Genomic DNA, 25,178 nt, shown 5'->3' with positions numbered 1-25,178 from the left:
GCCTCTCCCTCGTGGACGGGCCGGGGTCGTCGCATAGAGTGGGTGGTGCCCATGACGCTCGCCACCTTCCTGCTCGTCGCGCTCAGTGCCACCCAAGTCGTGGATGAAGCGCGGACCGGACCTGATTCCCCAGCACGGCTCTCCGCGGAGCCCCTGACGGCTCCGCCGCTGATGACCTCACCCGAGGCGTGTCCTCCCGAAGCGGAGGCTCGCTACAACGAGGGCTTCGACGCGCTCATCCGGGGCAAGGACACCGAGGCCTCGGAGGCCTTCACGGAGGTCCTCTCCGTCTGCCCGCAGCACCCCTATGCCTCCGAGCTCGGCCGGCTCACCCGTGCCCGGCTCAAGCCCGGCGCGAAGCTGGCGCAGGCCGCGGTCTATGAGAACACGGAGCGTCGCTCGGGCGCCGCCGTCGCCTCGCTGACGGTGGTGCAGACGCTGCACGGCGCGACGCAGGGCATCCTGCTGTGCGCCATCGCCGACTGCAGGGACCAGGGCTATGTCGCCGCGTCCATGCTCGGAGCGGGCGCGGGTGTCACCAGCGCGCTCCTGCTGTCGCAAGGAGGCATCACCTCCGGGCAGGCCGCGGTCATCAACTCCGGCACCGTGTGGGGCTTCTGGTTCGGCATCGCGTCGATGCTCGCCTTCGACCTGGAGGGCGATGATGCGCTGGGGTCCGTCGTCGTCGGCGGCGCGGGCTTCACCGGCGTGGGCATCCTGCTCGCCAACCTCGTGAATCCCACGGCGGGACAGGTGTCCATGGCCAACTCCGGCGGCCTGTGGGCTGGCGTGGTGACGGCCCTGTTCCTGGCCACGTCGGAGAGCGACAACACGAAGTCCTTCTTCGCCGCCGAGCTGGCCGCGACGTCCGCCGGCATCATCGGCCTCGCCGTGCTGTCGCGCAGCCTGCCCGTGTCCCGAGGCCGCATGCTGCTCATCGACGCGGGCGGCATCGTCGGAGGGCTGCTCGGCGCCAGCACCATGTACACCTTCACGGGAGGCAACGACGGAGACGACGGCGACGCCATCCTCATCAGCGCGGGCGTGGGTGCCCTGGGCGGGCTGGCCCTCACGGCCTTCCTCACTCGCAACTTCGACGCGCCCCGGATTCCCCAGGTGATGTTGACTCCCACCCTGATGGGCAGGGAAGGCGCGGGCATGGCGCTGGCGGGTCAGTTCTAATCACGCCGTCTCGCAGTGCCCTGCCCGGAAGGCACCCATGCCCGTCGACTCCACCGCCCTTGCGTCCCTCCAGCATCAGCGCGCGCTGCGCGTCCGCCAGGTGAAGGAGTGGGGAGAAATCCTCACGGGCTTCGAGGGACGCAACAAGTACCAGGTGGTGGGGGACGACGGAGAGACGGTCTTCTTCGCGGGCGAGGTGGGCAGCGGGCTGGGATTGCTCCTGCTGCGCAACTTCTTCAAGGCCAAGCGCCCCTTCACGATGGAGCTGAAGTCTCCCTCGGGCGCGGTGGCGCTTCGGCTGCGACGGCCGTGGCGCTTCTGGCTGGCGCGCATGGATGTAGAGGACGGCGATGGCCGTCTGCTGGGCAGCGTGAGACAGCGCTTCCGCTTCTTCACGCGGGCGTATGACATCGTCGGGCCGGGTGGAGAGGAGTTGGGCCACCTGCGCGGCCCGCTCTTCCGTCCGTGGACGTTCGTGATTGAAGAGGGCGGGCGCGAGGTGGGCACCATCGCCAAGCGGTGGAGCGGCTTCGGCAAGGAGATGTTCACCGACGCCGACAACTTCGGCGTCCAGTTCGATGGTGCGCTGCGTGGCTCGCTCCTGCGCACCCTGGCCGTGGCGGCGACGTTCCTCATCGACTTCGTCCACTTCGAGAGCCAGCGCGAGAGCAGCAAGGATTAGCGCGTCGGGAGCTCTCGGAAGGTGAGGCCGTCCAGGCCGAGGCGGAGCACGGCGTCCTTGAACCGCTCGGTGCCGATGACCATGGTCGCGAAGTTCGCCAATCGGAACAGGTCCAGGTCCGGGGGTAGCGAGGCCGCGTCCAGGATGGGCTCTTCGGGCCGCCCGAAGGCCACTCGGCCACAGGTCGCGCACGGCGGGGGTTCCTCTGGCGGGATGCAGTCGGCATGCAGAAGGCCATGCGGGTCCACCTGGAGTTCCAACAGGTCCGGTGGGTTCTTCTGCTTGAAGCGCAGGGCCGTCGGGAAAGCCTGAAGCCCGTGCAGTCCTCCGACCTGGAGTTGCTCAACCATCTCTTGGTCGAGCAGCAGCACATCGAGGAGCCACACGAAATCCGGGAGCTTTCCGACTGAAGTGCCCACCAATGGACCGAAGCTCGTGCCTGGAGGAAGCGCGGCATGGGGAGGCACCAGGGGGCGTACCTGTTCGCGAAGGCGCGTGAGCTCCAGGAGAGGCTCGGGTCGGGCCTTCTCGAACTCGCGATGCTCTGGCAGTTGTGTCAGGTCCACGCCGGGAAAGTGGTGCCCCAGGCCTCCCCAGGTTGCTCCGCACGTGGGGCACCTCAACAAGCCCGGCAACCCCCATCGGTGTGACGCATTCACGTACCCCCGGTACTTCGCGACAACGGCGTAGTCCTCATCCACCCAGAAGAATCGGCGCATCGCTCGTCACGCTCCCGGCTTGGAATAGGAGGGCCGCAAGATTCTCCAAGAGAAGCTGGCGAGCACCTTCTAGAGCGCCGAACAGGTTAGGTCACGCCGCGAGCTGGAAGCGCGCGGCGACCTCAAGGTTTTGGACGACCGAGAGTCGCCTGAGGTCAAAGAGGTTGCGGCGCGTGCCTCGGTAACGGGCCTTCGGACCCTGGCGGTTGGCGAGATGAGCCAGGCGATGCTCGACGCCGACCCGCTCGCGGAGTTGTGCGCGGCCCGCGCGCGACTGCAGAAGTGAGCGAAGGCGATGCTGGAGCCGCTCGTCATCGCCCATCGTGACGCTGCGCCCCTTACCGGATGCGGCCTGGGTACAACTGGGGCGCAGCTTGCACGGTCCGCAGGCTTCCGGGTCGAAGTGCACGACGGCGCCGGGCTCGAAGGGCTCCACCTCACCCGCGGGGCACGTGAGGGTACCGTCGCGGATGTTCACTTTGAAGTCGCGCTTGCCGAACAGTCCCGGCTTCGCGCTGGCTCCTCGCCACGGCCGGCAGACGAGGTCGCCGCCGCTGGCCAGCACGTCCTCGGCCATCGTGCTGTTGAGGTATGCCCTGTCGACGAGCAGAACGTCGGGATAGAGGTCCTGGTGGGCCATGTCTTCCTGCAGTGCGTCCGTCGCCTCGTCTTCGGGGCGGTTGGCGGGTGACACGGCGCAGGCCACCACGAGCTCGGTGTCGAGGTCGATGCCGACGTGCTGCTTGTAGCCATTGAAGCGCTTGCTCTTGCTCTTACGCCCGTGGCGCATGTCGGCGTCCTCGATGGAGATGCGCCTGTCGGCTGCCACGCCTTGTCGAATCTGAACGCCTCCTTCGGGGCGAGGCTCGAGGTCCTGTTCGCGCACCTGCGCGAGCGCTTCGATGTAACGCGTCAGCGGCGCCTCGACGCACGACTTCGACTGCTTCGCCACCCAGGCCATGAGGCGGTCGAGTTGTCGGCACAGGCGATTGAGTGCGTCGAGCTTCGCGTCGGGCGCACTCCAGTCGATGTCGAGGCCGGCCTTGATGCTGCTGGCCCTCAGCAACGGCGCATCGGCCTGCTGACACACCTCCTCGACGTCAGTGCCGAGCGCGAGCGCCATGCACTCGGCCACCTTGCGGCCTGCGTGGCCGAGCAGGTTGATGGTGTCCTCAACCCGCCCGGCTCCCTCTAAAGGGCGGCTGTCGACCCCCACTCGCAACGTCTTCGGCGTCTTTTTCGAATCGAACCCCTTCGTCCGCTTCGCCACCTCGACGGTGTGCTCGAGCAGCCGACGGTCCATCTCGTGCGCGATGAGGCGCTCGCGGAACTGCTGCAGCCCGCCCTGCGAAAACGCGGGCGCGTCTTCTTCATCATCGAGCGTTCCGAGAACCAACCGCCAGCAGCGGTCGCTCGCCGACAGACGCACCGCTTCCGCATCGGAAGTCTGCAGGTAGGCCTGTAGCAACAGGCCCATGCACATCAGCGCAGGCGGCTGCGCGGCTTCACCCTGGCCCGTCTGTCGATACATCGACTCCAACTCGGCCTGAAAAGCGTCGTCGAACAACTCGTGCCGGTGCTCGCGCAGAAAGACGAAGAGCTTCCGACTCTTGCCGGCGAGCTTCAGGAGCTTCTGCTCGCGGGCACTGCACTCCATCGTGGGCTTCCATCGGTCCAAGTGGCACCTCCGTGAGGAGGTGACCTGAGCACTCGGCGACAGCCCGCGTCGACCGTGCTCGTAAGCGATCGATTTTCCTCGGGCTGATTCCTGATCGGCGCTCTAGAAGCAGGGCTCACCCCAGGAGAACACGACAATGGCTTCCATCCAGAATGAAATCACGACAAGCGCCACGCCCGAGTTTGTCTGGGATGCAATCCGTGACATCGGCGCGCTCCACACTCGGTTGGTTCCCGGGTTCGTGGTCGATACACGCCTCGAGCCGGGAGCCCGCGTGGTCACCTTCCGCAACGGCATGGTCGTCAGAGAGCCCATCGTGACGGTGGACGACAAGGAACGGCGCCTCGTGTGGGGCGCGGAAGGTGGACCGCTGACCCACTACAACGGAGCAGTCCAGGTCTTCGCGGAGGGCACGGGGAGCCGAGTCGTCTGGACCGCCGATTTCCTGCCCCACGAGGCCAGCGCAGTGGTCGGCCCCATGATTGAGGAAGGCATGGCCGCCATGAAGACGGCGCTCGACAAGCACCGCTAGCTCAGCGCCGCTTCAAGCCATACATGGACATCAGGATGCCCTCGAAGGTCTTCGCGGGCAGCAGCACCTTCGCCACCAGGGCCACGCGCTGCGCCAGCTTCCCCACCGAGTACCGCACGTCGGGCGCCTCCACCTCCATCACCTCCAGCACCCGCCGCGCCACGTCCTCGGAAGACACGCCCTCACGCTCCTCCTTCTCGATGATGGTCAACACCTTCTCGAAGGACTCCCGATACGCCGAGCCTTCACCAGACGCCGCCGCGCGCACCCGGTTGTCCGTCAGTCGCGTGCGCACGTCTCCCGGCTGCACCAGCGTCGCGTGGATACCATACGCCTCCACCTCCTGGCGCAGGCTCTCCGTCAGCCCCTCCAACGCGAACTTGCTCGCGCTGTAGAAACCCTGGAACGGCAACCCCACCGCCCCACCCAATGAGCTGATGTTGATGATGCGGCCCGAGCGCCGCTCACGCATGGATGGCAACACCGCCTGGCAGACGCGCAACACGCCCAACACGTTGGTGTCGAGCTGCCGCCACGCCTCCTCCACGGATGTGTCCTCCACCGCCCCCGCCAACGCGTGGCCCGCGTTGTTCACCACGACGTCGATGCGGCCCTCACGCTCCAGCACCGTCTGCACCGCGCGGCGCACGGACGCGTCCTGCGTCACGTCCAGCTCCAGCATCCGGTAGCCCACCGATTCCTTCGTCGGCGGACGACGGCTCGTGCCGTAGACGATGTGCTTGCGCACCGTCAGCAGCTCGACGCACGCCTCGCCAATACCCGAGGAGGCTCCCGTGACGAGGACCACCTTGCTTCCCTGGGACGTGTCCATGCACGCCCATGATTCCGCGTCCCCTCCGCGCGCACCACGGGAACTCGCGGACGCGTGGCGTCACACTCCCGGGACACTGCTGGAGCCAGGAATTCCGGGCGGAACTTTCCGGCTCAGACGTGCTTTCGCACGGTGGGCGGCACGCGCTCGTGTCCCTCCGCGTCCCTCGGGACACCATCCCAGGGCTGCTCGGGCCGGTAGCGCTGGACCTCACGCACCATGAAGAACGCCGCCGCGGACAGCATGCCCAGGTCGTCCAACCAGCCCAACACGGGGATGAAGTCCGGCACCGCGTCCACCGGCGACAGGAAGTAGACCACCGCCACCACTCCGGCCAGCTTCCGCCAGAGCGCCACGCGAGGGTCCCTCACGTACTGAAAGAAGCGGGTGCCCATGCCACGAAGACCTGCGATGTTCATACCTACCTCTACGCACGGGGAGGCCGGGTGATTGCACCCAGGGAGCCACCCCAGCGTACGCCGCCTGCCCGCTCGGAGGACAGCCAACCTAATCGGGACTGTCCTCCAGCACGCCCGCCTTCCCCACGATTTCCAGCCGCGCCCGCGCTCCCGGCCGCAACGGCAGCTCCGGCGCGCCACGCACCACCAGCTCCATGCCACCACAGGCCACGGTGTACTCGGCGCTGGGCCCCTGGAACTCTCGCGACAGGACCTCCGCTCGGAGGGCTCCACCCACCGCCACCGAATCCGTGTCCGGCACCAGCCGCAGTGACTCCGGACGCAGCGACAGCAGCACCTTGCCCTTCGCCTGCCCCATCACCGGCAGGTTGCCCAACACCGTGCGCGCTCCGCCACCGAAGCCCATGCCGGGCAATAGATTCGTGCCGCCCAGGAAGTACGCGACGAAGGCCGTGCGCGGCGCGGAGTAGACGGACTCGGGCGTGCCCACCTGCTCCACCTTGCCCGCGCGCATCACGGCCAGCCGGTCCGCGAAGGCCATCGCCTCGCCCTGGTCATGCGTGACGAGCACCACCGTGGCGCCCAACGACTTGAGCACCCGGCGCACCTCGATTCGCGTGGAGGCGCGCAGCCCGCTGTCCAGGCTGGAGAAGGGCTCGTCCAACAGCAGCACGCGCGGGCCCGGCGCCAGGGCGCGAGACAGCGCCACCCGCTGCTGCTGTCCCCCGGAGAGCGCGTGCGGCATGCGCGAGGCGAACTCGCCCAGGCCGAACATCGTCAGCATGGCGCGCGCCTTGTCCTCCGCCTCGCGCCGCGACAGCTTCGACAGGCCGAACGTCACGTTCTCCAGCACGGACAGGTGAGGGAACAGGGCGTAGTCCTGGAACACCATGCCCACGCTGCGCTGCTCCGGAGGCACGAAGGCCCCCGGGCCCGCCAGCACGCGGCCATCGAGGGTGAGCGTGCCCGCGCCAGGACGCTCGAAGCCCGCCACCAGTCTCAGCGTCGTCGTCTTGCCGCAGCCAGAGGGGCCGAGCAGCGCCACCACCTCACCGGGCTCCACGGACAATGACAGGCCATCCACGGCGGCGGTACCGCTGGGGGTGTAGCGCAGGGACAGGGCGTCGAGCGTGAGCAGGGACATGGCGAAGGCGCCGCGCACCCTACCGCGTTCCGCCGTTACTTCCAGGGCGGCCGAGCGGCCATCAGCTTCTCGATGTCCACCTCGCGCACGAGAGGTCAGCTCCGGGGTGCGTCGCCCTCCTGCGACACGAGCAGCCCCACACCCAACGCGGAGATGGCCATCAACACCAGCGCGGGCAGCGCGGCCTCCGCGAAGCGCCCCTCGGCCGTGGCGCCCCACACGCGCGTCGCGAGCGTCTCGAAGCCGATGGGCGCCAGCAGCAGCGTGGCCGGCAGCTCCTTCATCGCCGTGAGGAAGACGAGCGCCGCGCCCGCCAGCAACCCGGGACGCAAGAGCGGCGCGGTGACGCGCCGAAACACCGCCGAGGGAGGCTGCCCCAGCGACGCCGCGGCCTCCGTCAGGTGCGGATTCAGTTGGAGCAGCGCCGAGCGCACCGTGCCCACCGCCTGCGGCAGGAAGCGCACCACGTACGCCAGCACCAGCATGACCAGCGTTCCGTAGAGGAACGGCAGGGCCCGCACGCCCAGGAAGACGAGCGACAGCGCCAGGACGATGGGCGGCAGCGCATAACCCACGTAGGAGACTCGCTCCATCGCCAGGGTGAGCCGCCCCGGATATCGCACCGCGAGGAAGGCCAGCGGCAGCGCGCACAGCACCGACGCCACCGCGCCCAGCACCGACGCGAGCACCGAGCCGAGCGCCGGCGCCATCATCGATGCGCTCTCCCCCACCAGCCCCCGCACGCCCCAGTACACGAGCACGCCCACCGGCAGCACCACGCCCACCGCCACCACCGCGCCACACAGCAGCAGCGCGGGCAGCCGCCAGCGTCCCAGCGACACGGGCGAGAACACTCGCGCGGCGCCCTTCGCGCTGCGGTGATATCCCGCGCGGCCTCGCAGCCGCACCTCCAGCACCAACACGACCGCCGTCACCCCCACCAACATCAGCCCCAGCAGCGCGGCGTAGGTCCGGTCATACGCGCCTTCGTACTGGACGTAGATGGCGCGCGAGAAGGCGTCGTACTGGAGCAGCGCCACCGCGCCGAAGTCCGACAACACATACAGCCCGACGAGCAGCGCACCGGACACGAAGGCCGGACGCAACAGCGGCGCCGTCACCTTCCAGAAGGCCCGCGTCGGACTCATCCCCAGACTGCGCGCGCCCTCCAGCCAGGCGGGGTCCTGCGCGAGCAGCCCCGCTCGCAGCGCGAGGAAGAGATACGGATACGTGGACACTGTCAGCGCCAGGAGCGCCCCGGGAAAGCCATACACCGAGGGCACCGGCAGCCCCCAGCGCGACAGCGGATCCTCCAGCACGCCCCCGTGGCCGAACGTCGCCAGCAGCACGTAGCCGCTGACGAAGGTGGGCACCGCGAGCGGCACACACAAGAGCACCGTCCAGCCACGTCGTCCCGGGAGGTCCGTGCGCGTGGTGAGCCACGCCAGCGGCAGGGCCACGAGGGCGGCACAGACAGTCACGGCCACCGCGAGCCCCAGCGTGCGCCACAAGAGACCCCACGTCTTGTCTCGCCAGAGCAGGGCCCACGCGTCCGCATCGGCTTCCGCCGCGCGAACGCCCAGGTACACGGCGGGCAACACCGCGAGCGCGGCGACCACCCACCCCGACACCAGCAACCACCCCGGAGGACGACGCGTCACTTCGACAACCTCAGAGGACGCCGGTGTCCTGGAGCAGCTTCACCGTGCCACGCAGGTCGTCGAGCTTGGACAGGTCCAGGTCCGGCGAGCCCACCTTCGCCAGCGTCGGCAGCGCGTCCGCCGTCTTCACGCCCTTCACCAGCGGGTACTCGTACGTCTCCTGGGAGAAGTACGTCTGCGCCTCCGGCTCCAGCAGGAACGCGGCGAACTTCTGCGCCGACTCCGCCTGCTTCGTCCCCTGGAGGATGCCCACGCCCGCCACGTTCACCAGCGCACCCGGGTCTCCCGCCGCGACGAAGTAGTTGGCCACCGGCAGCTCCGCGTTGCTCTTCTTCGCGGCGTACAGGTAGTAGTGATTGACGAAGCCCGCGTCGATTTCACCGCGACCCAGCGCCTCGACGACGGCCGCGTTGTTCTTGTAGACGCGCGGCTCGTTGGCCTGCACGCCCTTGAGCCACGCGGTCGCCGCCTCGTCGCCCTTGAGCAGCCGCAGCGCGGTGACGAACGACTGGAAGGACGCGTTGGTGGGCGCCCAGCCCAGCCGGCCCTTCCACTTCGCATCCGTGAAGCCGAGGATGCTCTTGGGCAGGTCCGCCGGCTTCACCTTCTTCGTGTTGTACGCGACGACGCGCGCACGGCCGCTGGCGCCCACCCACAGCCCCGTCGGCGAGCGGAAGCGCGCGTCCACCTTGTCCAGCGTCGCCTTGGGCAGCGCCTGGAGCCGGCCCGCGTTGCCCAGCGCCCCCAGCGCTCCCGCGTCCTGCGCGAAGAACACGTCCGCCGGAGTCTTGTCACCTTCCTCCAGCAGCGTGGCGGCGAGCTGCGGCGTCTCGCCGTAGCGCACCTTCACCTCGACGCCCGTCTTCTCGGTGAACTTCTTGAGCAGCGGCCCCACCAGCTTCTCGTTGCGGCCGGAGTAGACGGTGAGCGGCTCCGCCGCCAGCGCGGTGGAGGACACGGACAGAAGCAAGGTCAGGAGGAGTTTGCGCATCATGGCGCGGCACCCTAACGGACACGCCCGCACGGTTCCACCCGTTGCGCGCACCTGCGGGCAACTCCCTTTGGCCATGAGGTCGTTCTCAGGAAGGCAGCCCTGGCCCTCGATGTTGCGTGCAGGGACTGTCGAAGCGCGAACATCGACAAGGAACCGCGCGCGGCATCAGACAGTTCCTGGGACGTCAGGTTAATCTGCCGCGCGGTGCTTCTCGACGTCTTGGAGGTTCATCCCATGCATCGTCTGTACACCGCAGCGTGCGCCGCGGCCCTGTTGCTCGCAGCTCCGTCATTCGCCCAGGCATCAGCGGCGCCCGCTCCCGCGACGGGGAGTCCCGCCGCGAAGCCACAGGCCCCCACGAGCCCAGCCACCGCCCCGAAGCCCTCGACACCCAACCCGATGAAGCTGGCAGCGGAGAAGACCCAGGCCGCGCTCCAGAAGATGCCCCAGGCGCGCCCCGAGGACGTGAAGACCCAGGACGGGCTGCTCGCCGCGCTCTACGACTCCATCAGCGGCCCCGCCGGCAAGCCGCGTGACTGGCAGCGCTTCCGCTCCCTCTTCTATCCCGGCGCGCAATTGGCCTCCGTCCAGCGCACCAAGCCCGGCGGCCCGCCGGGTGTCGCTCCCATCACCCCCGACGAGTACGTGGCCTTGGGCGAGGAGCTCTTCAAGACGCGTGGCTTCTTCGAGAAGGAGACGCACCGCCAGGTCGCCGGCTACGGAGACCTCGTCAACGTGCTGAGCGCGTTCGAGACGCGCGAGACGCCCGAGAGCGCGCCGTTCGCCCGCGGCATCAACAACGTGCAGCTCATCTTCGACGGCCAGCGCTGGTGGGTGCTGCACATCGCGTGGACGGACGAGAAGGCCGCGGGCGCGCCCGTGCCGGCGACCTTCACGCGGAAGTAGGCCCGCCCCATGCCTCCCCGGTCCTCGTGTGATGCGCTGGTCGTGGGCAACTACTGCCATGACGTGTTGTCGCGAGGTCCGGGAGACACGGTGCACACGCTGGGAGGCTCGGCGGCGTACATCTCCTCGGTGTTCGCCGCCATGGACGTGGACCACGCGGTGGTGGCCGTCGCGGGCGAGGACTTCGCCTACGCGGACCGCGTGCGGTATCCACCGCGCATCGTCCCGGGCACGCGCACCACGCGGTTCATCGCGGACCTGAGCCAGGAGGAGCGCGTGCTTCGAGTCGACGCCCGCTCCGAGCCCATCCGCCCCCAGGACATCACCTTCGATGCGCGGGTGGCGCTCGCGTGTGGCGTCATGGGCGAGGTGCTGCCCGAGACGCTCATCCGACTGTCCCTGCATGCGACGCAGGTGCTGGCGGATGCGCAGGGGCTGCTGCGGACCCTGGATGCGCACGGGCGCGTGCTCAATCAGAGACTCGAAGACACGCCCTTCGCGGCGCTGCTGGGGCACCTGCACGTGCTCAAGGCGAGCGAGGAGGAGGCGCGTGTGCTGGACATCGACGCGGTGCGCGCGAAGACGTGTCTGGTGATGACCCGGGGCGCGAAGGGGTGCACGGTGCTCACCGCGCGGGACACGCTGCACGTGCCGTCCTGGCCCGCCGACGAGGTCGACCCGACGGGCGCGGGGGATTGCTTCCTCGCGGGCTTCACCCTGGGCCTGCTGCGCGCATGGCCGCTGGCGCGCTGCGCGGAGCTGGCCAACTGGTTCGGCGCCCAGGCGGTGACCCAGGTCGGCGTGCCCAGGTTGGATGTGACTCGGCTGCCCATCGAGCTGCGCTGATTCTCAGGAACTTTTGACTCGCGTTGTTCGTGGGTTCACACCACCTTCTCGGATTCAAATGCTGCTCACGGATGTCTGGGGTTCGCACGGCGACCTGACGGATAGTGCGCCGCCCACAGAACCACCCGGAGCCAGACTTGCACCACGGTCCACGAAGTGCCGTCACTCTCTCGATGCTGGTTGTCGCCGTGCTCGCTGCTTGCGGAGAGGAATCACGCGAACAGCCTCCCTCCGCTCAGGAAGAACTGGCCCGCTCCGAGCAGCCTTTGCTGACGCTCGTCGAGTGCCTTGTCGGCTCGGCGGCCATCAACTACTCACCGCCCCTCAAGAACGTGGAGCAGGACGTCACCGTCGTCACCACGACTGTCTATTCCAACTGCATCTCCTTGCTGGGTGGAACGGTGACCTCCGGCACCAACACCATCCGCAGCTTCAGGCCCGGCTTCTCCTGCATGGACCTGTTGAGCATCGGCTCCTCGACCTCCGTCATCACCTGGAACACAGGGGAGACCTCGACGCTCATCCAGACGCGCGTGTCGTCGCAAATCAATGGCAACCTCGCCGTCCTGACGAACGTGGGAACGGTGCAGTCGGGCAAGTTCGAAGGTGCCACCGTCACGAGGACCACGACCTATCTCTCCACGGGCCTGGCCGCTTGCGACAGCCCCGAAGGACTGTCTCGGCTGAGCGGCCTGGCGACCCTCTCCCTCACCGGGCTGTTCTAATCACTCGCCACCCCGCGCATGAAAAAGCCCCTCCCTCCCAGCATGGGAGAGAGGGGCTGAACGTCTCGGCTCAAGCCAACGTCAGGCCTGCGGCTCCTCGGAGCCACCGCCCTCGTCGGCTACCGGCTCCTCGGCGGGCTCCTCTGACGGGGACTCGGCCACCGGCTCCTCGGCCAAGTCCGTGACGCCCGCCTCCAGCGGAGGCGTCGTCGCGTCGGACTCCTCCTCCGACTCCTCACCCTCGGGGAGCTTGGAGAGGGCCATCACCTTCTCCTGCTCGTTCTCCAGCGCAATCAGCCGCACGCCCTGCGTGTTGCGGCCGATGACGGAGATCTCCTTCACCTTCATGCGGATGAGCATCCCGCCGTTGGTGACGAGCATCACCTCGTCCGTCTCCTTCACCTGGAGCAGGCCCACCACCTTGCCGTTCCGCTCGGTGGCCTTGATGTCGATGATGCCCTTGCCGCCACGGCCCTGCTGCCGGTACTCGGACTCCTCCGTCCGCTTGCCGTAGCCGTTCTCCGTCACGGTGAGGATGGCGGAGTCGTTCTCCACCACGTCGGCGCCCACCACCTCGTCGGTGTCCTCGAGCGTGATTCCCTTCACACCGAAGGCCTGACGCCCCATGGAGCGGACCTCCGTCTCCGGGAAGCGGATGCTCATGCCCGACGCCGTCGACAGCAGGATGTCCTTGGTGCCGTCGGTAATCATCACCGCCACCAGCTCGTCCCCTTCGTCGATGCCCAGCGCGATGATGCCGCTGGAGCGGACGTTGTCGAACGCGCTCAGGTCCGTGCGCTTCACCACGCCCTTCTTCGTCACGAAGAAGACGTACCGGTTCTCCGGGAAGTCGCGCGTCACCAACACCTGCGCCAGCCGCTCGCCCTCGCCGAACTGCACCAGGTTCACCATCGCCTTGCCGCGAGACGTGCGGCTGGCCTGCGGAATCTGGTGCACCTTGAGCGAGTACAGCTTGCCCTTGGTCGTAATCGGCATCAGGTACGCGTGGGTGCTGGCCACGAACAGCTTGCTGACGAAGTCGTCTTCCTTCGTCGCCGCGCCCGTCTTGCCGCGTCCACCGCGCTTCTGCGCCCGGTACTCCGACAGCGGCGAGCGCTTCACGTAGCCGGTATGCGACAGCGTGACGACCATCGTCTCCTCGGCGATGAGGTCCTCGCTGGTCATGTCATCCACCGCGCCGATGATTTCGGTGCGGCGCTTGTCGCCGTAGCGCTCGCGAATCTCCAGGAGCTCCGTCTTGATGACGGTGAGCAGGGAGAGCTCGTTGGCGAGGATGTCCTGCAGGCGCGCCACGTCGCGCACCAGGCCAATCAGCTCGCGGAACAGCTCCTCGCGCTGCAGGCCGGTGAGGCGCTGCAGGCGCATCTCGAGGATGTTCTGCGCCTGCTCCTGGCTGAAGCCCGCGCCCTCGTACTTGTGCACCAGGCCCTGGTAGGCGGGCTCCTCGTTGCGCGCGCGCGCGACGAGCATCTCCATCTGCGCCTTCGCCTTCGCGTAGTCGATGCGCTGGAGGTTGGCGAAGCGCTCGTGCTCGTAGAGGTTGGGCGACAGGATGTTCATCAGACCCCAGCGCGCTTCATCCGGGTCCCTGGACGCGCGGATGAGGCTCACGACAAGGTCGATGAGGTCCTGCGCGACGAGCAGACCCTCGACGATGTGCATGCGCGCGAGCGCCTTGCGCAGCTCGTAGCGGGTGCGGCGGGTCACCACGTCGCGGCGGTGGGCGATGAAGCGGTCCAGCATCTCCTTCAGGTTCAGCGTGCGCGGCTGCCCGCCGTCGATGGCCAGCATCACCGCGCCGAACGTCGTCTCCAGCGCCGTGGAGGTGTACAGGTTGTTGAGCACCACCTGCGAAATCGCGTCGCGCTTCAGCTCGATGACGATGCGCATGCCCTGACGGTCGCTCTCGTCACGGATGTCGCTGATGCCCTCCAGCTTCTTCTCGCGCACCAGCTCGGCGATCTTCTCGATGAGCCGCGCCTTGTTCACCTGGTACGGAATCTCCGTGAAGATGATGGCCTCGCGGTCACCCTTCTTCGACGTCTCGATTTCCGACCGGGCGCGCACCGTAATCTGGCCGCGGCCCGTCTCGTAGGCGCGGTGGATGCCCTCGCGGCCGGTGATGAACGCGCCGGTGGGGAAGTCCGGGCCGGTGATGAACTCCATCAAGTCCCGCACGGTGCACGTCGGGTGGTCGATGAGGTGCAGCGTCCCGTTGATGACCTCCGTCATGTTGTGCGGCGGGATGTTGGTGGTCATGCCCACCGCGATGCCGCTGCTGCCGTTGACGAGCAGGTTGGGGAAGCGCGCCGGCAACACGAGCGGCTCTTCGAGGGAGTCGTCGTAGTTGGGGCCGAACTCGACGGTCTCCTTGTCGATGTCCGCCAGCAGTTCCTCGGCCAGGCGGGACATGCGCGCTTCGGTGTAGCGCATGGCGGCCGGCATATCGCCGTCCACCGAGCCGAAGTTGCCCTGGCCGTCCACCAGCAGGTAGCGAAGGCTCCACGGCTGCGCCAGGCGCACCATCGCGTCGTAGACGGAGGAGTCGCCGTGCGGGTGGTACTTACCGATGACGTCACCCACCACGCGCGCGCTCTTCTTGTAGGGGCGGTTGTGGTAGTTCGCCAGGTCGTTCATCGCGAACAACACGCGGCGATGCACGGGCTTGAGGCCGTCACGAACGTCGGGCAGCGCGCGACCGATGATGACGGACATCGAGTAGTCGAGATACGAGCGGCGCATCTCGTCTTCGATGTTGACGGGAATGAGCTCTCCGGCGCCGTTGGGAGGCGGAGGCGCGGAGGGCGGTGCCGGCTTGTCGGTGGTGTCGTCGGCCATGGGCTCTGGGAGTGTCGCGGAGGGACCCCGCGAGGGGCCGCCATCCAGTGTGGGAGCGTTCGTAACCCCTGGATTTCCCTACGTCAACAGGGGAAACGAAGGGGTGAACGCCCAAAGGACGAAGTGGTTCGATAGCAGGTCGAAGGGGCGCGAAAAAGCGCCCCCTACTGAACGCTCGAACCCCCTCGTTTCAGCCCGCTTTTCGCGAGAAAAAAAGGCCGTCCGGAGGCCTCAGGAAGGACGGGGGGTTCCCGCGGGGCGCAGGGGGGCCGCCAGGCGCTCGGCCTCGGTTCCCAGAGAGCCCTCCGGGTCCTTCGCCCTGGCCTTCTCGAAGGCGGCGAGCGCCCCCTCCCGGTCTCCCTTCAGCTTGAGGGCCACGCCCACATTGAGGTGCGCGGCGGCGGAATCCCGGTCCATGGACACGGCCTCGCGGAACAGTGTCAGCGCCTGGTCCACGTCACCCGACAACAGCGCCTCCTTGCCGGCCTGGACGCGCTTCTCCGCGTCGTTCACCAGCTCCACCTGGAAGACGCTGCGGCCCACCACGTTGGCGATGAGCACGCGCAGGATGCCGCCCCAGTAGAAGGTGAGGCCCTCCGCCGCGACGACGGCCGCCAGCGGAAGGTCGGGCAGCAGCTGCTTGCCCCGGAACTTGAAGCGCACGCGGGTGTAGCGGCCCTTGTTGGCCCAGTGGACGACCTCGCCCTGGAGCTTGCGGAGCCCCTCTTCCATGCGCTTGGGGTCGATTTCGAAGGGCAGCACGCGGCCGGTGCCCTCCTCGCCCGAGGGCAGGGCCTTGGGCGCCTCGATTCCGGGCTCGTCGGTGAAGACAGGTTCGGCTTCGAGGACGATGGGAGGTGCGTCGTTGGAGCCGGGCGCCGGAGCGCGCTTGGCGGCGGGCTTCGCCGGCTTGGTCGCCCTGCCCTTCCTGGGAGCAGCGGCACGGGCGGCGGGCTTCTTCACCTTCACCTTCGTGGCGGACTTGCGGGAGGAGCTCTTGGCCATGGTCATCACCTTAAACGAGCCACGGCGCGGACGCTTGCGCGCACCGGTTTGTCTGGACTGACAGAGAGCTTCTTCACGAGGGCTCGATAGGACTTCACACCGGGGCGGTGCTGGACGCGGACGAGGTCGGGGATGATGGCCGCGCCTTCCCCCGAAAGGATTTCCGACGCATGAAGCGCGCCCGGTACGCCCTCCTCTCCGCCCTGCTCCTCTCCGCTCCCCTGGCGGGCGCGGCCGGGGCAGACCCTGTCGTCACTGGCGACCTCTGGCCGCGCATCCGCAAGGAGCGCATCCAGAAGCTGCTGCCCCAGGCCATGGCCCGCGCCAACGTGGACGCCTGGGTGGTGTTCTGCCGGGAGAACGACAATGACCCGCTGGCCATCCATGTCGGCGGGGAGAACGCGGGCGGCACCGCGGCCTTCCTGTTCCTGCGCCAGGGCGACGCGGTGCGCGCGGTGGCGCTGTCGCCCGCGGGCGAGGCCACGGCGCTGCGCGAAGTCGGGCCGCTGGACGAAGTGGTGCCGCTGGAGCGCGGCGTGGACCTCTACGCGCAGGTGGCCGCGAAGCTCGCCGCCGCGAAGCCCGCGCGCATCGCCATCAACGCCTCCACGGCGGTGACGGTGGCGGACGGGCTGTCCTCCTCGCAGCGCGCCGCGCTGGAGAAGGCGCTGTCACCCGCCCTGCGCAAGAAGCTGGTGTCGTCCGAGGACGTCGTCTCCGAGTGGCTCTCCGTGAAGCTGCCCGAGGAGGTGGACATCCTGCGCAAGGCCGCCGCGCTCACCTCGCAATTGGAAGTGGAGGCGTACCGGACGGTGGTGCCGGGCAAGACGCGCGACGTGGACGTGGCGCGCTTCCTCAAGAAGCGGATGGCGGAGCTGGGCGTGGGGGACGCGTGGGCGCCGGACCAGAACCCCAACGTCAACAGCGGGCCCACGCGCGGCCACTCGCACGCCACCGAGCGCGTCATCCAGCCGGGTGACTTCATCCAGACGGACTTCGGCATTCGCGTGGGCGGCATGTGGGTGACGGACATCCAGCGCTTCGCCTACGTGCTGGCCCCGGGCGAGACACAACCGTCACAAGCCGCGCTGGAGAAGTGGGAGAAGGGCAAGAAGGGCAGCCGCATCGCCCTGGCGGCCCTCAAGCCCGGCGCCAGCGGGTGGGACGTGGACAAGGCCCAGCGCGACTGGATGCGCGAAGCCGGCTCCGAGCCCGTCATGTGGGGCACCGGCCATCCCGTGGGCTACTGGGCACATGACGTGGGCCCGGCCCTCTCTGGCGGCGCGAAGCCCAAGCCCGCCAAGGGCCAGTCCCTGCGCATCGTCCGCCCCGGACAGGTGTTCGCCTTCGACGGCTTCTTCGCCTGGCAGGACGGCGCCCCGGATGCCCAGCGCATCGTCTCCGTGGAGGAGATGGCCGTCGTCACCGAGACGGGCGCCGAGTACCTGATTCCTCCCCAGGAGGACCTCGTGCTCATTCCTTCCACGCCCACGCCGGGGCAATCGGGACCCGCTGCTCCCAAGCCGCGCTGACGAGTTGCGTCGCGCGCCCTACCCACCAAGCCGGCCCGGCTCATAGGATGAGCCGGGCTTACCGGGAGAGCGCGATGCAGACCGTGCTGGTCATCGATGATGATTTGTTCGTGCTCTCGCTGGTGTCAGACATCGTCCAGAGCGCGGGATATCACGTGGTGACGGTGCAGTCGCCGGAGGCGGCCTTCCAGCAGGACTTGGGGGCCATCTCCGCCATCCTCTGCGACTACAACATGCCGGAGATGAATGGCGCGGACGTGCTCATCGCCATGCGAGAGCTGAAGGAGTGTCGCGCGCCCTTCATCTTCCTCACCGGACACGAGCAGCTCGACGACCTCATCCCCGTCGCCATCCGCTACGGCGCGGAGCTGCTGCCCAAACCCATCCATCCGGTGGAGTTGATTCGGCTGCTCATGAAACAGCTGGCCAACGTCGCGGCTTGAGACACACAGCGGGCCCGAGGCGAGACATCGCCCCGGGCACTGTTTCACCCGGCCCGCGTCAGGCCAGCGCCTGAATGAGTCGCTCGGCCTGCTCGCGCCACTCAGGAGCGAGGCGGGGCAGCGCCAGCAGCTCGCGCGCGAGCGCCTTCGCCTGGTCCTTCTGCCCCAGGCGCGCGTGCACCACCGCCAGGTTGAGGCGGGGCTCCGGACGCTCCGGCGCGCGGCGATGCGCCTCTTCCAGCACCTCCAGCGCCTGCTGTCCGGCGCCCGGGAGTTCATCCTCCGGGATGCGCATCAGCAGATTGCCCAGGTTGTTGGCGGGGGCCCAGTCGTCCGGGGACAGCTTCACGGCCTCGCGCCACGCGGCCAGCGCGGCGGGGATGTCCACCGGCTCCAGGGCCTCCAGCGCCATGCCCTCCACCATGCGGCTCTGCGCGGTGGCCTGGCCTCGCGACGCCAGCTTGCGGCACAGCTCCAGCGCCTCCGGCAGCCGTCCCTGCGCCAGCCGCAGCCGCGCCAGGTTCCCCTGCGCCGCCGGACTGTCCGGCTCCACGCGCGCAAGCGTCTCCGCCGCCTTCACCGCGCCGGCCAGGTTGCCCCGCGCCAGCAGCACGTTGCACAGCCCGTTGAGCAGGTACGGGTCGTCCGGGAGGACCTTCAGGCCCGTGGTGAGCAGCTCCTCGGCGGCTTCCAGTTCGCCACCCGCCTGGAGCGCCACCGCGAGCACCAGGTAGCTGGGCCCGTGCCTCGGGTTGAGGCGCAAGGACTCCTGGAGGTGGTGGAAGCCGTCCTTCAGCTTCTCCTGCGCGAAGAGCACGCGCCCCAGGTGGAAGTGGTGGATGCCCGCGTCCGGAGCCAGCTTCACCGCGCGCTCCAGCGCCGACTGCGCCGCCGCGTTGTCGCCCGTCTCCGCCAGCAGGTAGCCCTGGCCGAACCACGCCTCGGCGCGGTCGGGCTGTGCCTTCGCGACCTTCCGGTAGAGCGCCAGCGCGCCGGCCGCATCGCCGCGTCGGGTGAGGAGCGCGGCGCGGACGAGCTGCACGCCCGGCGCTTCCGCGCTCAGGCCCACCAGCCACGACTCGGCCTGGGCCTCGTTGCCATCGAATGCCGCGAGCCGGGCGAGCGCGACCCGGGCCGCCTGGTCCGAGGCATCGCGCTTGAGCGCGGCCTCGGCCTCACGGCGTGCCTGGTCCAGCTCCCCGGCTGCGAGAAGTGCGTCGTATCTGGCGGTCTCCGCCATCAGCCAAACAGCCCCTTGAAGAAGTTGCCGACGGACTTCACCACATTCTTGACCACTTCGACCGGCTTCTCGATGATGCTCTTCACCGCGTCGGCAATCTTGCCGAAGTTGATGTCGACGTCGAAGCCCAGCTTGAAGCCGATGCCCAGGGCCGCGCCGAAGTCCACGCGGGCCTTGAAGCGGCCGTTGTCCCAGCTCGCCTCGGCACGAGCAGACACACCGACACCAGCCCACGCCTCCGCACGACCCGTGACGCCGCCGTAGTCGCCCAGCTTGACGTTGCCCGTCACACCGGCGCGGGCGCCGATGAAGGCGTCACCACCGACGCGGGCCGCGTACTTGCCGTTGATGGGGTCCAGCTCCACCTCACCGTGGAGACCGGCCTTGGCGCCCACCCAGGCCTTGCCCTGGAGCTCCGCCTGAATCGGGCCGACGCCCGCGCGCAGGGTGCCTTCGGCGTCAATCAGCGTGGCCTTCGCGTCCAGGTCACCCCGGGCGAACACCTTGCCGCCCTCGATGCCAATCTCGCCGGAGCCCTTCAGCTCCGCCTCGAGGACGCTCATCTTGCCGTAGCCCTGGGCCACGCTGTTGGCGTCGCCGAAGCCGCCCTCGAACTTCTTGACCGCCGCGCCCTTGGTGAACTGGCCGTCGATGCCGACCTTCGGAATCTGACCCAGCACGCCCGCCATCAGCCCCGTCACGCGCCCGGTGGACTCGTGCTGGGACTCGGTGCTGTAGCTGGTGTTCCAGTTCTGCGTGGTGCTCTTCTCACGCTCGAAGTGGCTCTGGAGGCGGCCGTCCTGGAAGGTCGTCTGGACGCCCGTGTTGGTGTCCTTGACCACCTTGTCCGTGGTCGTGTTCTTCACCACCGGGGTGTTCTGGGCGGTCTGCGTGGAGGACCGGACCTGGGGCTGCTGACCGCGGCGGATGGAGGAGCGATCGCTCATGAAAGACCTCGGAACGGGGACGACCGAAAGAGAATGTGACGGATTCTCGGCCCTGGCGCGGATCAGTTGCGTCCTGGACGGAGATTTTCCTACACGCGCGCCATGAACCAGCGGGCAATGAAGGGAATGCAGATGCCCAGGCCCACCAGCCCCAGGCCCACGACGAGCCGCACGAAGCTGGGCGCGTGCGCCCCGGGCTCCAGCACCGCGTCCGTCGGGTCCTCGGGGTTGTAGGCGACCCGGACCGCCTGTCCCGGAGGATAGCGACGCAGGGTGGCCTGGGCGTCGTCGGGGTTGGTGCGCGCGGCGGGGTCCACGCGCAACGTCGCGGTGCCGACGAGGACGCGGCCCACGGAGTACTCGTACTGGACGCGGGCCTCGTAGTGGACGCGGGGCTCCGTCTGACCGGGCACGGGGAGGCGGTGTTCGACTTCCTCGGCGGCCAGGACGGTGCCGGGCACGGTGGGCCAGCGGCGGGAGTGCAGGGCGCGCAGGACGTCCTTGAGCCCGGCGAAGACGAAGACGAAGCCCGCCGCCACGAGCAGCGCACAGATGATGCTGATGATGCCCCAGAGCACGCGCACGGCGAGGACACTACCAGAAGGCCGCGCGTGGGCAGGCCCCGAGGCCCGTGCCTCAGCCCGTCATCCCATCACGGCGAAGAGCTGCCGGCACTGAGCCAGGAGCTGGCCGTCCTCGGTCCAGAGCTGCTGGGAGTCCTCCGAGTACCCGCCCCCGGCCTGGAGGGAGCGGCCGGTGCGCAGGAACTGGGCGTCCGGCTTCAGGCCCGCCTGGGGCAGCGCCTGGAAGAAGTGCATGGTGAAGTCCACGGTGGCGGCCGGGCGGAAGCCGTCCACGCGGGAGAGCACCGCGGGCGGATACGCGTCCATCAGCCCCACGCACAGGGGCGCGTCCAGCACCGTCGGCTCGCGCGGGCGCAGCCAGCCGCCCGTCTCCGCGACGGCGGCCCCGGAGTACGGCGCCGAGCCGATGCAGAAGCGGAACTCGAAGAAGCGGCAGAAGTCCGGCATGGGCACGTCGTCCGGCGTCATCGGCACCTCGTGCGGAGGCGGGACTTTCGGCGGCGACATCTCCAGGTATTCGATGGCGCCACCGCGCGTCGCGCCGAACGTCGCGCTGCCCATGGCCACCACGCCGGACTCGTTCTCCACGCGCACGGTGGCCTGGGTGACGAGCTTTCCCGCCCGTTCGATTCGCGTCGTCACCCACGCGTCGCCCTCCACCGCCGGGGCGCAGAAGTGCATGGTGAAGGAGCGCACCGGCCGGGCCGCGTCCCCCACCGTGTGCTCCAAGGCGCGCAGCGCCGTGCCCGCGACCAGGCCTCCATACGCGCCCCGCCCCTGGTACCAGGGCGAGGTGAAGCGGATGCGGTAGCGGTTCGGCCCGACGGGCTCGGGCGTGGAGGCGGCGAGGAAGGCGGCGGTCATGTCACGACGCACCGTATCAAGCCACCGCCCGCCGCGAAGGGACTGTCAGCGCGAGGCGCGACTCACCGCGACAAGCGCCAGTCGATGGGAGGCCGGCCCTTCGACGCCAAGGCCTGGTTCACCCCACTGAAGGGCTTGCTGCCAAAGAAGCCGCTGCTGGCCGACAGGGGGGACGGGTGCGTGCCCTCGATGACGACGTGCCGCTTCGCATCGATGAGCTTCTTCTTCTTCTGCGCGTACTTGCCCCACAGCAGGAAGACCACGGGCTCCGTCTTCTCGCTCACCGCGCGGATGACCGCGTCCGTGAAGTCCTCCCACCCATGGCCCGCGTGGCTGTTGGGCTTCGCCTGACGCACCGTCAGCACCGCGTTGAGCAGCAGCACGCCCTCTTCCGCCCAGGCAATCAGGGAGCCGTCCTTGGGGCGCGGCACCTTCACGTCCGCCTCCAGCTCCTTGAAGATGTTCACCAGCGAGGGCGGCGAGGGCACCCCGGGCTTCACCGAGAACGCCAGCCCATGCGCCTGTCCCGGCCCGTGGTACGGGTCCTGCCCCAGGAGCAGCACGCGCACGTCCGCGTAGGGTGTGAGCCGGAAGGCGGAGAACAGGTCCTCCTCCAAGGGGAAGACGGTGGCCTCCTGGCGCTCCTTCGCCACGAAGCGCTCCAGTTCCTGGAACGAGGGTGAATCCAGCGAGGCCTTCAGCGCCTGCTTCCAGTCCTGCGGCAGCCTGTCCTTCAGCATGTGCGTGACTCCCCGACCAACGCGCGGGGGGCATTGAAACACCCCCGTCCCACGGGGCCCATCCCTTTCATGCCGGCGTCGGCGGGCCGACAACGCCCCAGGGAGCAGGCGGGCGGGTACGGCGGGTTTTGGGGGTTGGCACCAGCCGCGCTAGCCTGGGGGGCGCCATGACGATGTACACCGAGTCACTCCGCGCCTTCCTCAAGCCCGTCCTGCCCTATCTGGACGACGAGGCGGTGTCGGAGATCATGATCAACGGCCCCACCGACGTCTGGATTGAGAAGAAGGGCCGCCTGACGCGCACGGATGCCGCCTTCACCGAGGAAGGCCTCATCGGCGCGGCGCGCAACATGGCCCAGTTCGTCGGCCGCATGCTCACCGAGGAGCGGCCGCGCCTGGACGCGCGCCTTCCGGATGGAAGCCGCATCCACGTGGTGATTCCGCCGATTGCTCGCAAGGGCACCACCATCTCCATCCGCAAGTTCTTCAAGGAAAAGCTCACCATCAAGTCCTTGTTGAAGTTCGGCTCGCTGACGCCGCAGATGGCGCGGCTCATCGAGGCGGGCATCGCCACCAAGCTCAACATGCTGGTGGCCGGCGGCACGGGCTCCGGCAAGACGACGCTGCTCAACATCGTCTCCTCCCTCATCCCCGACGACGAGCGCATCCTCACCATCGAGGACTCGGCGGAGCTCCAGCTCAACCAGACACACGTCGTCCCCTTCGAGAGCCGTCCGCCGGACAAGTTCGGCAAGGGCGCCGTGGACATGGGAGACCTGTTGCACTCGGCCCTGCGTCTGCGCCCGGACCGAATCGTGGTCGGCGAGGTGCGCGGCGGAGAGGCGTTCCACCTCATGCAGGCGATGAACACGGGCCACGGCGGCTCGCTGGCCACCACTCACGCCAACACGCCCACGGACACGCTGCGACGCGTGGAGTCCTTGTGCCTCATGTCCGGCATCGAGCTGCCCATGGTCGCCGTCCGCGCCCAGGTGGCCAGCGCCATCAACTTCATCATCTGCTGCGAGCGCTACCACGACGGTAGCCGCAAGACGTCCGCCCTGTCGGAGGTGCTGCCCCTCACCGAGAAGGGCGACTACCGCACCCAGGACATCTTCGTCTTCACGCCCGTCACCAAGGACGAGGAAGGCCACATCCTCGGCTACCACGCGCCCACGGGCATCATCCCCAACTTCGTCGCCAAGGCGAAGGCGTACGGCTTCGGCGATTTGGACGAGGCCTTCTTCGACCCGGCGACGTACGGCATCCCCCCGCCGCCCGTCTTCCACGCCGGCGAGTCCTACACCGTGCGCTGGGCCCCCTCGCTCAAGCACCGCGAGGAGGGACGTCCGGACCCCGAACACTTCAAGAAGGAGTGGTCCGAATTCGAGGAGAAGCTGAGGCAGGACGCCCGTGACGCCAAGGCCGCGCCCGCGCCCGCCGTGCAGGTGCCCGCGAGCCTCCCCGCGTCCATGGCCAGACCCGGCACGCCGCCTGCCACGCCCCGGGCCGCCAGCGCCACTCCGCCCGCTGGCAGCGCCGCCGCCACTCCACCCGCGGGGACCCCCGCCGTGAGGGCCGCCGCGCCGCGTCCGCCGCCGCCTCCCAACGTGGGAGATGACGACCGGACGCCGCCGCCCACCCGAAACCCCTTCGGTTCCGAGGCCAAGGTGGAGGTGGACGAGGAGCTGCTCACCGACGCGGGCCGCCCCCCGCCGCCACGCCGCCCCGGCACGCCCCCGCCCAGGCCTCCGCTCTCCGGCGGCGCTCGTCCCGCGGTCCCCGCGCGCAGACCCCCGCCGTCCATCCCTTCCCGCCCCGTCGAGGAAGACGACGACGAGGACACCAACGCCCCCTCCTCCGAGCTGAAGACGTCGGAGAAGACGCAGATTCGCCCCCCGCCGCCCGAGCGGCCTCGTCGCTGAGGCCTGGAAGACGGGGTTGGCCACTCCCACCGCACGCTACCTGGGCGGTGGGGTCACCTCCCACCGCACGCACCGGGAGCGCGCGTGCCGCCACCCGAGGTGAGTAGCCCCTGATTCCCGGCCTTGCGAGGAGGTCGTGTCGGGGGGAAAGTGATCGTGTGTTGATTACCCTCGTCGCCGTTCTCTCCGTGGTCGCCCAGGCGCCCGCGGCACCTCCGCCGCAGGGGCCCGTGAGTGTGCTGATCGCCCCACCGGACGCGACGGGAGCCCCCGCCCACATCATCGAGTTCGGGCAGGGGCACATCGCCGAGCAGCTCGAGTCGCGCGGGCTGCGCGTCATCCGCATCGAGAATGTCACCCGCAAGCTCCCCGCGGCGCGGCGCCGCGCGCTGCTGCGCTGCAAGCGCACGGAGGCGCCGTGCCTGCAGTGGCTCGGCACCGCCAGCAAGGCGGAGGTCGTGCTCGTGGCGGAGCTGGCCCAGAAGCCGAGCGGCTACCGCGCCGGAGTGCGCGTCTACGCGGCGAAGGACGGCGCGCTCGTGGCGGAGCACTTCGCCGTCGACGTGCCCCAGGACAAGCTGCTGGATGCGCTCACCCAGTCCCTGGACGTGGTGGTGCCCGACACGCAGCGCGCGCTGCGCCGCCTGCCTCCCGCGCCCCCCATCGACGACGTTCCCCCCCCCACGCGGGCGACGCGGCCCACCGTGAAGGACGTGCCG

Annotated in this window: 23 protein-coding genes and 1 pseudogene; 10 read left to right on the top strand and 14 right to left on the bottom strand. The window is 68.9% G+C overall.

Features of this window, described 5'->3' with window-relative positions:
* The first annotated feature begins 51 nt into the window (after window positions 1-51).
* On the top strand, window positions 52-1,182 hold the full coding sequence (locus ACN469_RS07475; RefSeq protein ID WP_498765583.1) for a tol-pal system YbgF family protein: 1,131 nt from the start codon (window positions 52-54) through the stop codon (window positions 1,180-1,182).
* Window positions 1,183-1,219: 37 nt separating this feature from the next.
* A complete protein-coding gene (locus ACN469_RS07470; protein WP_498765581.1) occupies window positions 1,220-1,864 on the top strand; it encodes a phospholipid scramblase-related protein in 645 nt (214 codons plus the stop codon).
* Here ACN469_RS07470 and sitI6 read toward each other — a convergent pair.
* A complete protein-coding gene (gene sitI6, locus ACN469_RS07465; protein ID WP_498765579.1) occupies window positions 1,861-2,583 on the bottom strand; it encodes a SitI6 family double-CXXCG motif immunity protein in 723 nt (240 codons plus the stop codon). The genes ACN469_RS07470 and sitI6 overlap by 4 nt on opposite strands.
* A gap of 91 nt (window positions 2,584-2,674) precedes the next feature.
* Entirely contained in the window at window positions 2,675-4,261 is a 1,587-nt protein-coding gene (locus ACN469_RS07460; protein WP_498765577.1) for an IS1182 family transposase, read from the bottom strand.
* A gap of 136 nt (window positions 4,262-4,397) precedes the next feature.
* On the opposite strand from ACN469_RS07460, the gene ACN469_RS07455 reads away from it, so the two are divergent.
* A complete protein-coding gene (locus tag ACN469_RS07455; protein WP_498765575.1) occupies window positions 4,398-4,793 on the top strand; it encodes an SRPBCC family protein in 396 nt (131 codons plus the stop codon).
* Between the two features lies 1 nt (window position 4,794).
* Here ACN469_RS07455 and ACN469_RS07450 read toward each other — a convergent pair whose 3' ends face one another.
* The 5 genes from ACN469_RS07450 to ACN469_RS07430 form a co-directional block, all read right to left on the bottom strand.
* Entirely contained in the window at window positions 4,795-5,625 is an 831-nt protein-coding gene (locus tag ACN469_RS07450; protein ID WP_498765573.1) for an SDR family oxidoreductase, read from the bottom strand.
* Between the two features lie 113 nt (window positions 5,626-5,738).
* Window positions 5,739-6,044, bottom strand: coding sequence for a YkvA family protein (locus ACN469_RS07445; RefSeq protein WP_240356151.1), 306 nt, complete (start codon window positions 6,042-6,044; stop codon window positions 5,739-5,741).
* An 88-nt stretch (window positions 6,045-6,132) separates the two neighbouring features.
* Complete coding sequence (locus ACN469_RS07440) at window positions 6,133-7,188, bottom strand: ABC transporter ATP-binding protein (RefSeq protein WP_498765597.1); 1,056 nt, start codon at window positions 7,186-7,188, stop codon at window positions 6,133-6,135.
* Between the two features lie 95 nt (window positions 7,189-7,283).
* The gene (locus ACN469_RS07435; RefSeq protein WP_498765571.1) at window positions 7,284-8,849 is read right to left on the bottom strand and encodes an ABC transporter permease; all 1,566 of its coding nucleotides are present in this window, start codon (window positions 8,847-8,849) and stop codon (window positions 7,284-7,286) included.
* 10 nt (window positions 8,850-8,859) lie between these two features.
* Entirely contained in the window at window positions 8,860-9,843 is a 984-nt protein-coding gene (locus tag ACN469_RS07430) for an iron ABC transporter substrate-binding protein (protein WP_498765569.1), read from the bottom strand.
* A gap of 234 nt (window positions 9,844-10,077) precedes the next feature.
* On the opposite strand from ACN469_RS07430, the gene ACN469_RS07425 reads away from it, so the two are divergent.
* From ACN469_RS07425 to ACN469_RS07415, 3 genes are all read left to right on the top strand, one after another.
* A complete protein-coding gene (locus ACN469_RS07425; RefSeq protein ID WP_498765567.1) occupies window positions 10,078-10,749 on the top strand; it encodes a nuclear transport factor 2 family protein in 672 nt (223 codons plus the stop codon).
* A 9-nt stretch (window positions 10,750-10,758) separates the two neighbouring features.
* Entirely contained in the window at window positions 10,759-11,595 is an 837-nt protein-coding gene (locus tag ACN469_RS07420) for a PfkB family carbohydrate kinase (RefSeq protein ID WP_498765565.1), read from the top strand.
* A gap of 173 nt (window positions 11,596-11,768) precedes the next feature.
* A complete protein-coding gene (locus tag ACN469_RS07415) occupies window positions 11,769-12,320 on the top strand; it encodes a hypothetical protein (RefSeq protein WP_498765563.1) in 552 nt (183 codons plus the stop codon).
* Between the two features lie 81 nt (window positions 12,321-12,401).
* Here the strand turns inward: ACN469_RS07415 and gyrA are convergent, their stop codons facing one another.
* Both gyrA and ACN469_RS07405 read right to left on the bottom strand, forming a co-directional pair.
* Window positions 12,402-15,179, bottom strand: coding sequence for a DNA gyrase subunit A (gyrA, locus tag ACN469_RS07410; protein ID WP_498765561.1), 2,778 nt, complete (start codon window positions 15,177-15,179; stop codon window positions 12,402-12,404).
* Window positions 15,180-15,410: 231 nt separating this feature from the next.
* Window positions 15,411-16,184: a tetratricopeptide repeat protein gene (locus ACN469_RS07405; protein WP_498765559.1), complete on the bottom strand. Its 774-nt coding sequence runs from the start codon at window positions 16,182-16,184 to the stop codon at window positions 15,411-15,413.
* Window positions 16,185-16,354: 170 nt separating this feature from the next.
* Between ACN469_RS07405 and ACN469_RS07400 the strand changes: the two genes are divergently transcribed.
* Both ACN469_RS07400 and ACN469_RS07395 read left to right on the top strand, forming a co-directional pair.
* Window positions 16,355-17,716: a M24 family metallopeptidase gene (locus ACN469_RS07400; RefSeq protein ID WP_498765557.1), complete on the top strand. Its 1,362-nt coding sequence runs from the start codon at window positions 16,355-16,357 to the stop codon at window positions 17,714-17,716.
* 74 nt (window positions 17,717-17,790) lie between these two features.
* The gene (locus ACN469_RS07395; protein ID WP_498765555.1) at window positions 17,791-18,159 is read left to right on the top strand and encodes a response regulator; all 369 of its coding nucleotides are present in this window, start codon (window positions 17,791-17,793) and stop codon (window positions 18,157-18,159) included.
* 58 nt (window positions 18,160-18,217) lie between these two features.
* Here the strand turns inward: ACN469_RS07395 and ACN469_RS07390 are convergent, their stop codons facing one another.
* The 5 genes from ACN469_RS07390 to ung form a co-directional block, all read right to left on the bottom strand.
* On the bottom strand, window positions 18,218-19,399 hold the full coding sequence (locus tag ACN469_RS07390; protein ID WP_498765553.1) for a tetratricopeptide repeat protein: 1,182 nt from the start codon (window positions 19,397-19,399) through the stop codon (window positions 18,218-18,220).
* Complete coding sequence (locus ACN469_RS07385) at window positions 19,399-20,346, bottom strand: hypothetical protein (protein ID WP_498765551.1); 948 nt, start codon at window positions 20,344-20,346, stop codon at window positions 19,399-19,401. The genes ACN469_RS07390 and ACN469_RS07385 overlap by 1 nt, the downstream gene beginning before the upstream one ends.
* Before the next feature lie 89 nt (window positions 20,347-20,435).
* Window positions 20,436-20,930, bottom strand: coding sequence for a DUF3592 domain-containing protein (locus ACN469_RS07380; RefSeq protein ID WP_498765549.1), 495 nt, complete (start codon window positions 20,928-20,930; stop codon window positions 20,436-20,438).
* A gap of 60 nt (window positions 20,931-20,990) precedes the next feature.
* Window positions 20,991-21,794 carry an acyl-CoA thioesterase gene (locus ACN469_RS07375; RefSeq protein ID WP_498765547.1) on the bottom strand — a complete coding sequence of 268 codons (804 nt, stop codon included), beginning with the start codon at window positions 21,792-21,794 and terminating at the stop codon, window positions 20,991-20,993.
* A gap of 62 nt (window positions 21,795-21,856) precedes the next feature.
* A complete protein-coding gene (ung, locus tag ACN469_RS07370; RefSeq protein ID WP_498765545.1) occupies window positions 21,857-22,534 on the bottom strand; it encodes a uracil-DNA glycosylase in 678 nt (225 codons plus the stop codon).
* Between the two features lie 167 nt (window positions 22,535-22,701).
* Between ung and ACN469_RS07365 the strand changes: the two genes are divergently transcribed.
* On the top strand, window positions 22,702-24,459 hold the full coding sequence (locus tag ACN469_RS07365; RefSeq protein WP_498765543.1) for a TadA family conjugal transfer-associated ATPase: 1,758 nt from the start codon (window positions 22,702-22,704) through the stop codon (window positions 24,457-24,459).
* Window positions 24,460-24,617: 158 nt separating this feature from the next.
* A pseudogene (locus ACN469_RS07360) lies at window positions 24,618-25,178 on the top strand (hypothetical protein); the annotation flags it as partial.

Source organism: Corallococcus terminator, from assembly GCF_049194865.1.
Lineage (GTDB): Bacteria > Myxococcota > Myxococcia > Myxococcales > Myxococcaceae > Myxococcus > Myxococcus terminator_A.
The sequence above is the reverse complement of the archived record's forward strand: the minus strand, read 5'-3'. Positions and strand labels throughout refer to the sequence as shown.

What these genes read in the sequence shown, in the direction of transcription:
- ACN469_RS07475 (WP_498765583.1), top strand. Translation starts at nt 52, where the DNA reads ATGACGCTCGCCACCTTCCTGCTCGTCGCGCTCAGTGCCACCCAAGTC.
- ACN469_RS07470 (WP_498765581.1), top strand. Translation starts at nt 1,220, where the DNA reads ATGCCCGTCGACTCCACCGCCCTTGCGTCCCTCCAGCATCAGCGCGCG.
- sitI6 (WP_498765579.1), bottom strand. Translation starts at nt 2,583, where the DNA reads ATGCGCCGATTCTTCTGGGTGGATGAGGACTACGCCGTTGTCGCGAAG.
- ACN469_RS07455 (WP_498765575.1), top strand. Translation starts at nt 4,398, where the DNA reads ATGGCTTCCATCCAGAATGAAATCACGACAAGCGCCACGCCCGAGTTT.
- ACN469_RS07450 (WP_498765573.1), bottom strand. Translation starts at nt 5,625, where the DNA reads ATGGACACGTCCCAGGGAAGCAAGGTGGTCCTCGTCACGGGAGCCTCC.
- ACN469_RS07445 (WP_240356151.1), bottom strand. Translation starts at nt 6,044, where the DNA reads ATGAACATCGCAGGTCTTCGTGGCATGGGCACCCGCTTCTTTCAGTAC.
- ACN469_RS07440 (WP_498765597.1), bottom strand. Translation starts at nt 7,188, where the DNA reads ATGTCCCTGCTCACGCTCGACGCCCTGTCCCTGCGCTACACCCCCAGC.
- ACN469_RS07430 (WP_498765569.1), bottom strand. Translation starts at nt 9,843, where the DNA reads ATGATGCGCAAACTCCTCCTGACCTTGCTTCTGTCCGTGTCCTCCACC.
- ACN469_RS07425 (WP_498765567.1), top strand. Translation starts at nt 10,078, where the DNA reads ATGCATCGTCTGTACACCGCAGCGTGCGCCGCGGCCCTGTTGCTCGCA.
- ACN469_RS07420 (WP_498765565.1), top strand. Translation starts at nt 10,759, where the DNA reads ATGCCTCCCCGGTCCTCGTGTGATGCGCTGGTCGTGGGCAACTACTGC.
- ACN469_RS07415 (WP_498765563.1), top strand. Translation starts at nt 11,769, where the DNA reads ATGCTGGTTGTCGCCGTGCTCGCTGCTTGCGGAGAGGAATCACGCGAA.
- gyrA (WP_498765561.1), bottom strand. Translation starts at nt 15,179, where the DNA reads ATGGCCGACGACACCACCGACAAGCCGGCACCGCCCTCCGCGCCTCCG.
- ACN469_RS07405 (WP_498765559.1), bottom strand. Translation starts at nt 16,184, where the DNA reads ATGGCCAAGAGCTCCTCCCGCAAGTCCGCCACGAAGGTGAAGGTGAAG.
- ACN469_RS07400 (WP_498765557.1), top strand. Translation starts at nt 16,355, where the DNA reads ATGAAGCGCGCCCGGTACGCCCTCCTCTCCGCCCTGCTCCTCTCCGCT.
- ACN469_RS07395 (WP_498765555.1), top strand. Translation starts at nt 17,791, where the DNA reads ATGCAGACCGTGCTGGTCATCGATGATGATTTGTTCGTGCTCTCGCTG.
- ACN469_RS07390 (WP_498765553.1), bottom strand. Translation starts at nt 19,399, where the DNA reads ATGGCGGAGACCGCCAGATACGACGCACTTCTCGCAGCCGGGGAGCTG.
- ACN469_RS07385 (WP_498765551.1), bottom strand. Translation starts at nt 20,346, where the DNA reads ATGAGCGATCGCTCCTCCATCCGCCGCGGTCAGCAGCCCCAGGTCCGG.
- ACN469_RS07375 (WP_498765547.1), bottom strand. Translation starts at nt 21,794, where the DNA reads ATGACCGCCGCCTTCCTCGCCGCCTCCACGCCCGAGCCCGTCGGGCCG.
- ung (WP_498765545.1), bottom strand. Translation starts at nt 22,534, where the DNA reads ATGCTGAAGGACAGGCTGCCGCAGGACTGGAAGCAGGCGCTGAAGGCC.
- ACN469_RS07365 (WP_498765543.1), top strand. Translation starts at nt 22,702, where the DNA reads ATGACGATGTACACCGAGTCACTCCGCGCCTTCCTCAAGCCCGTCCTG.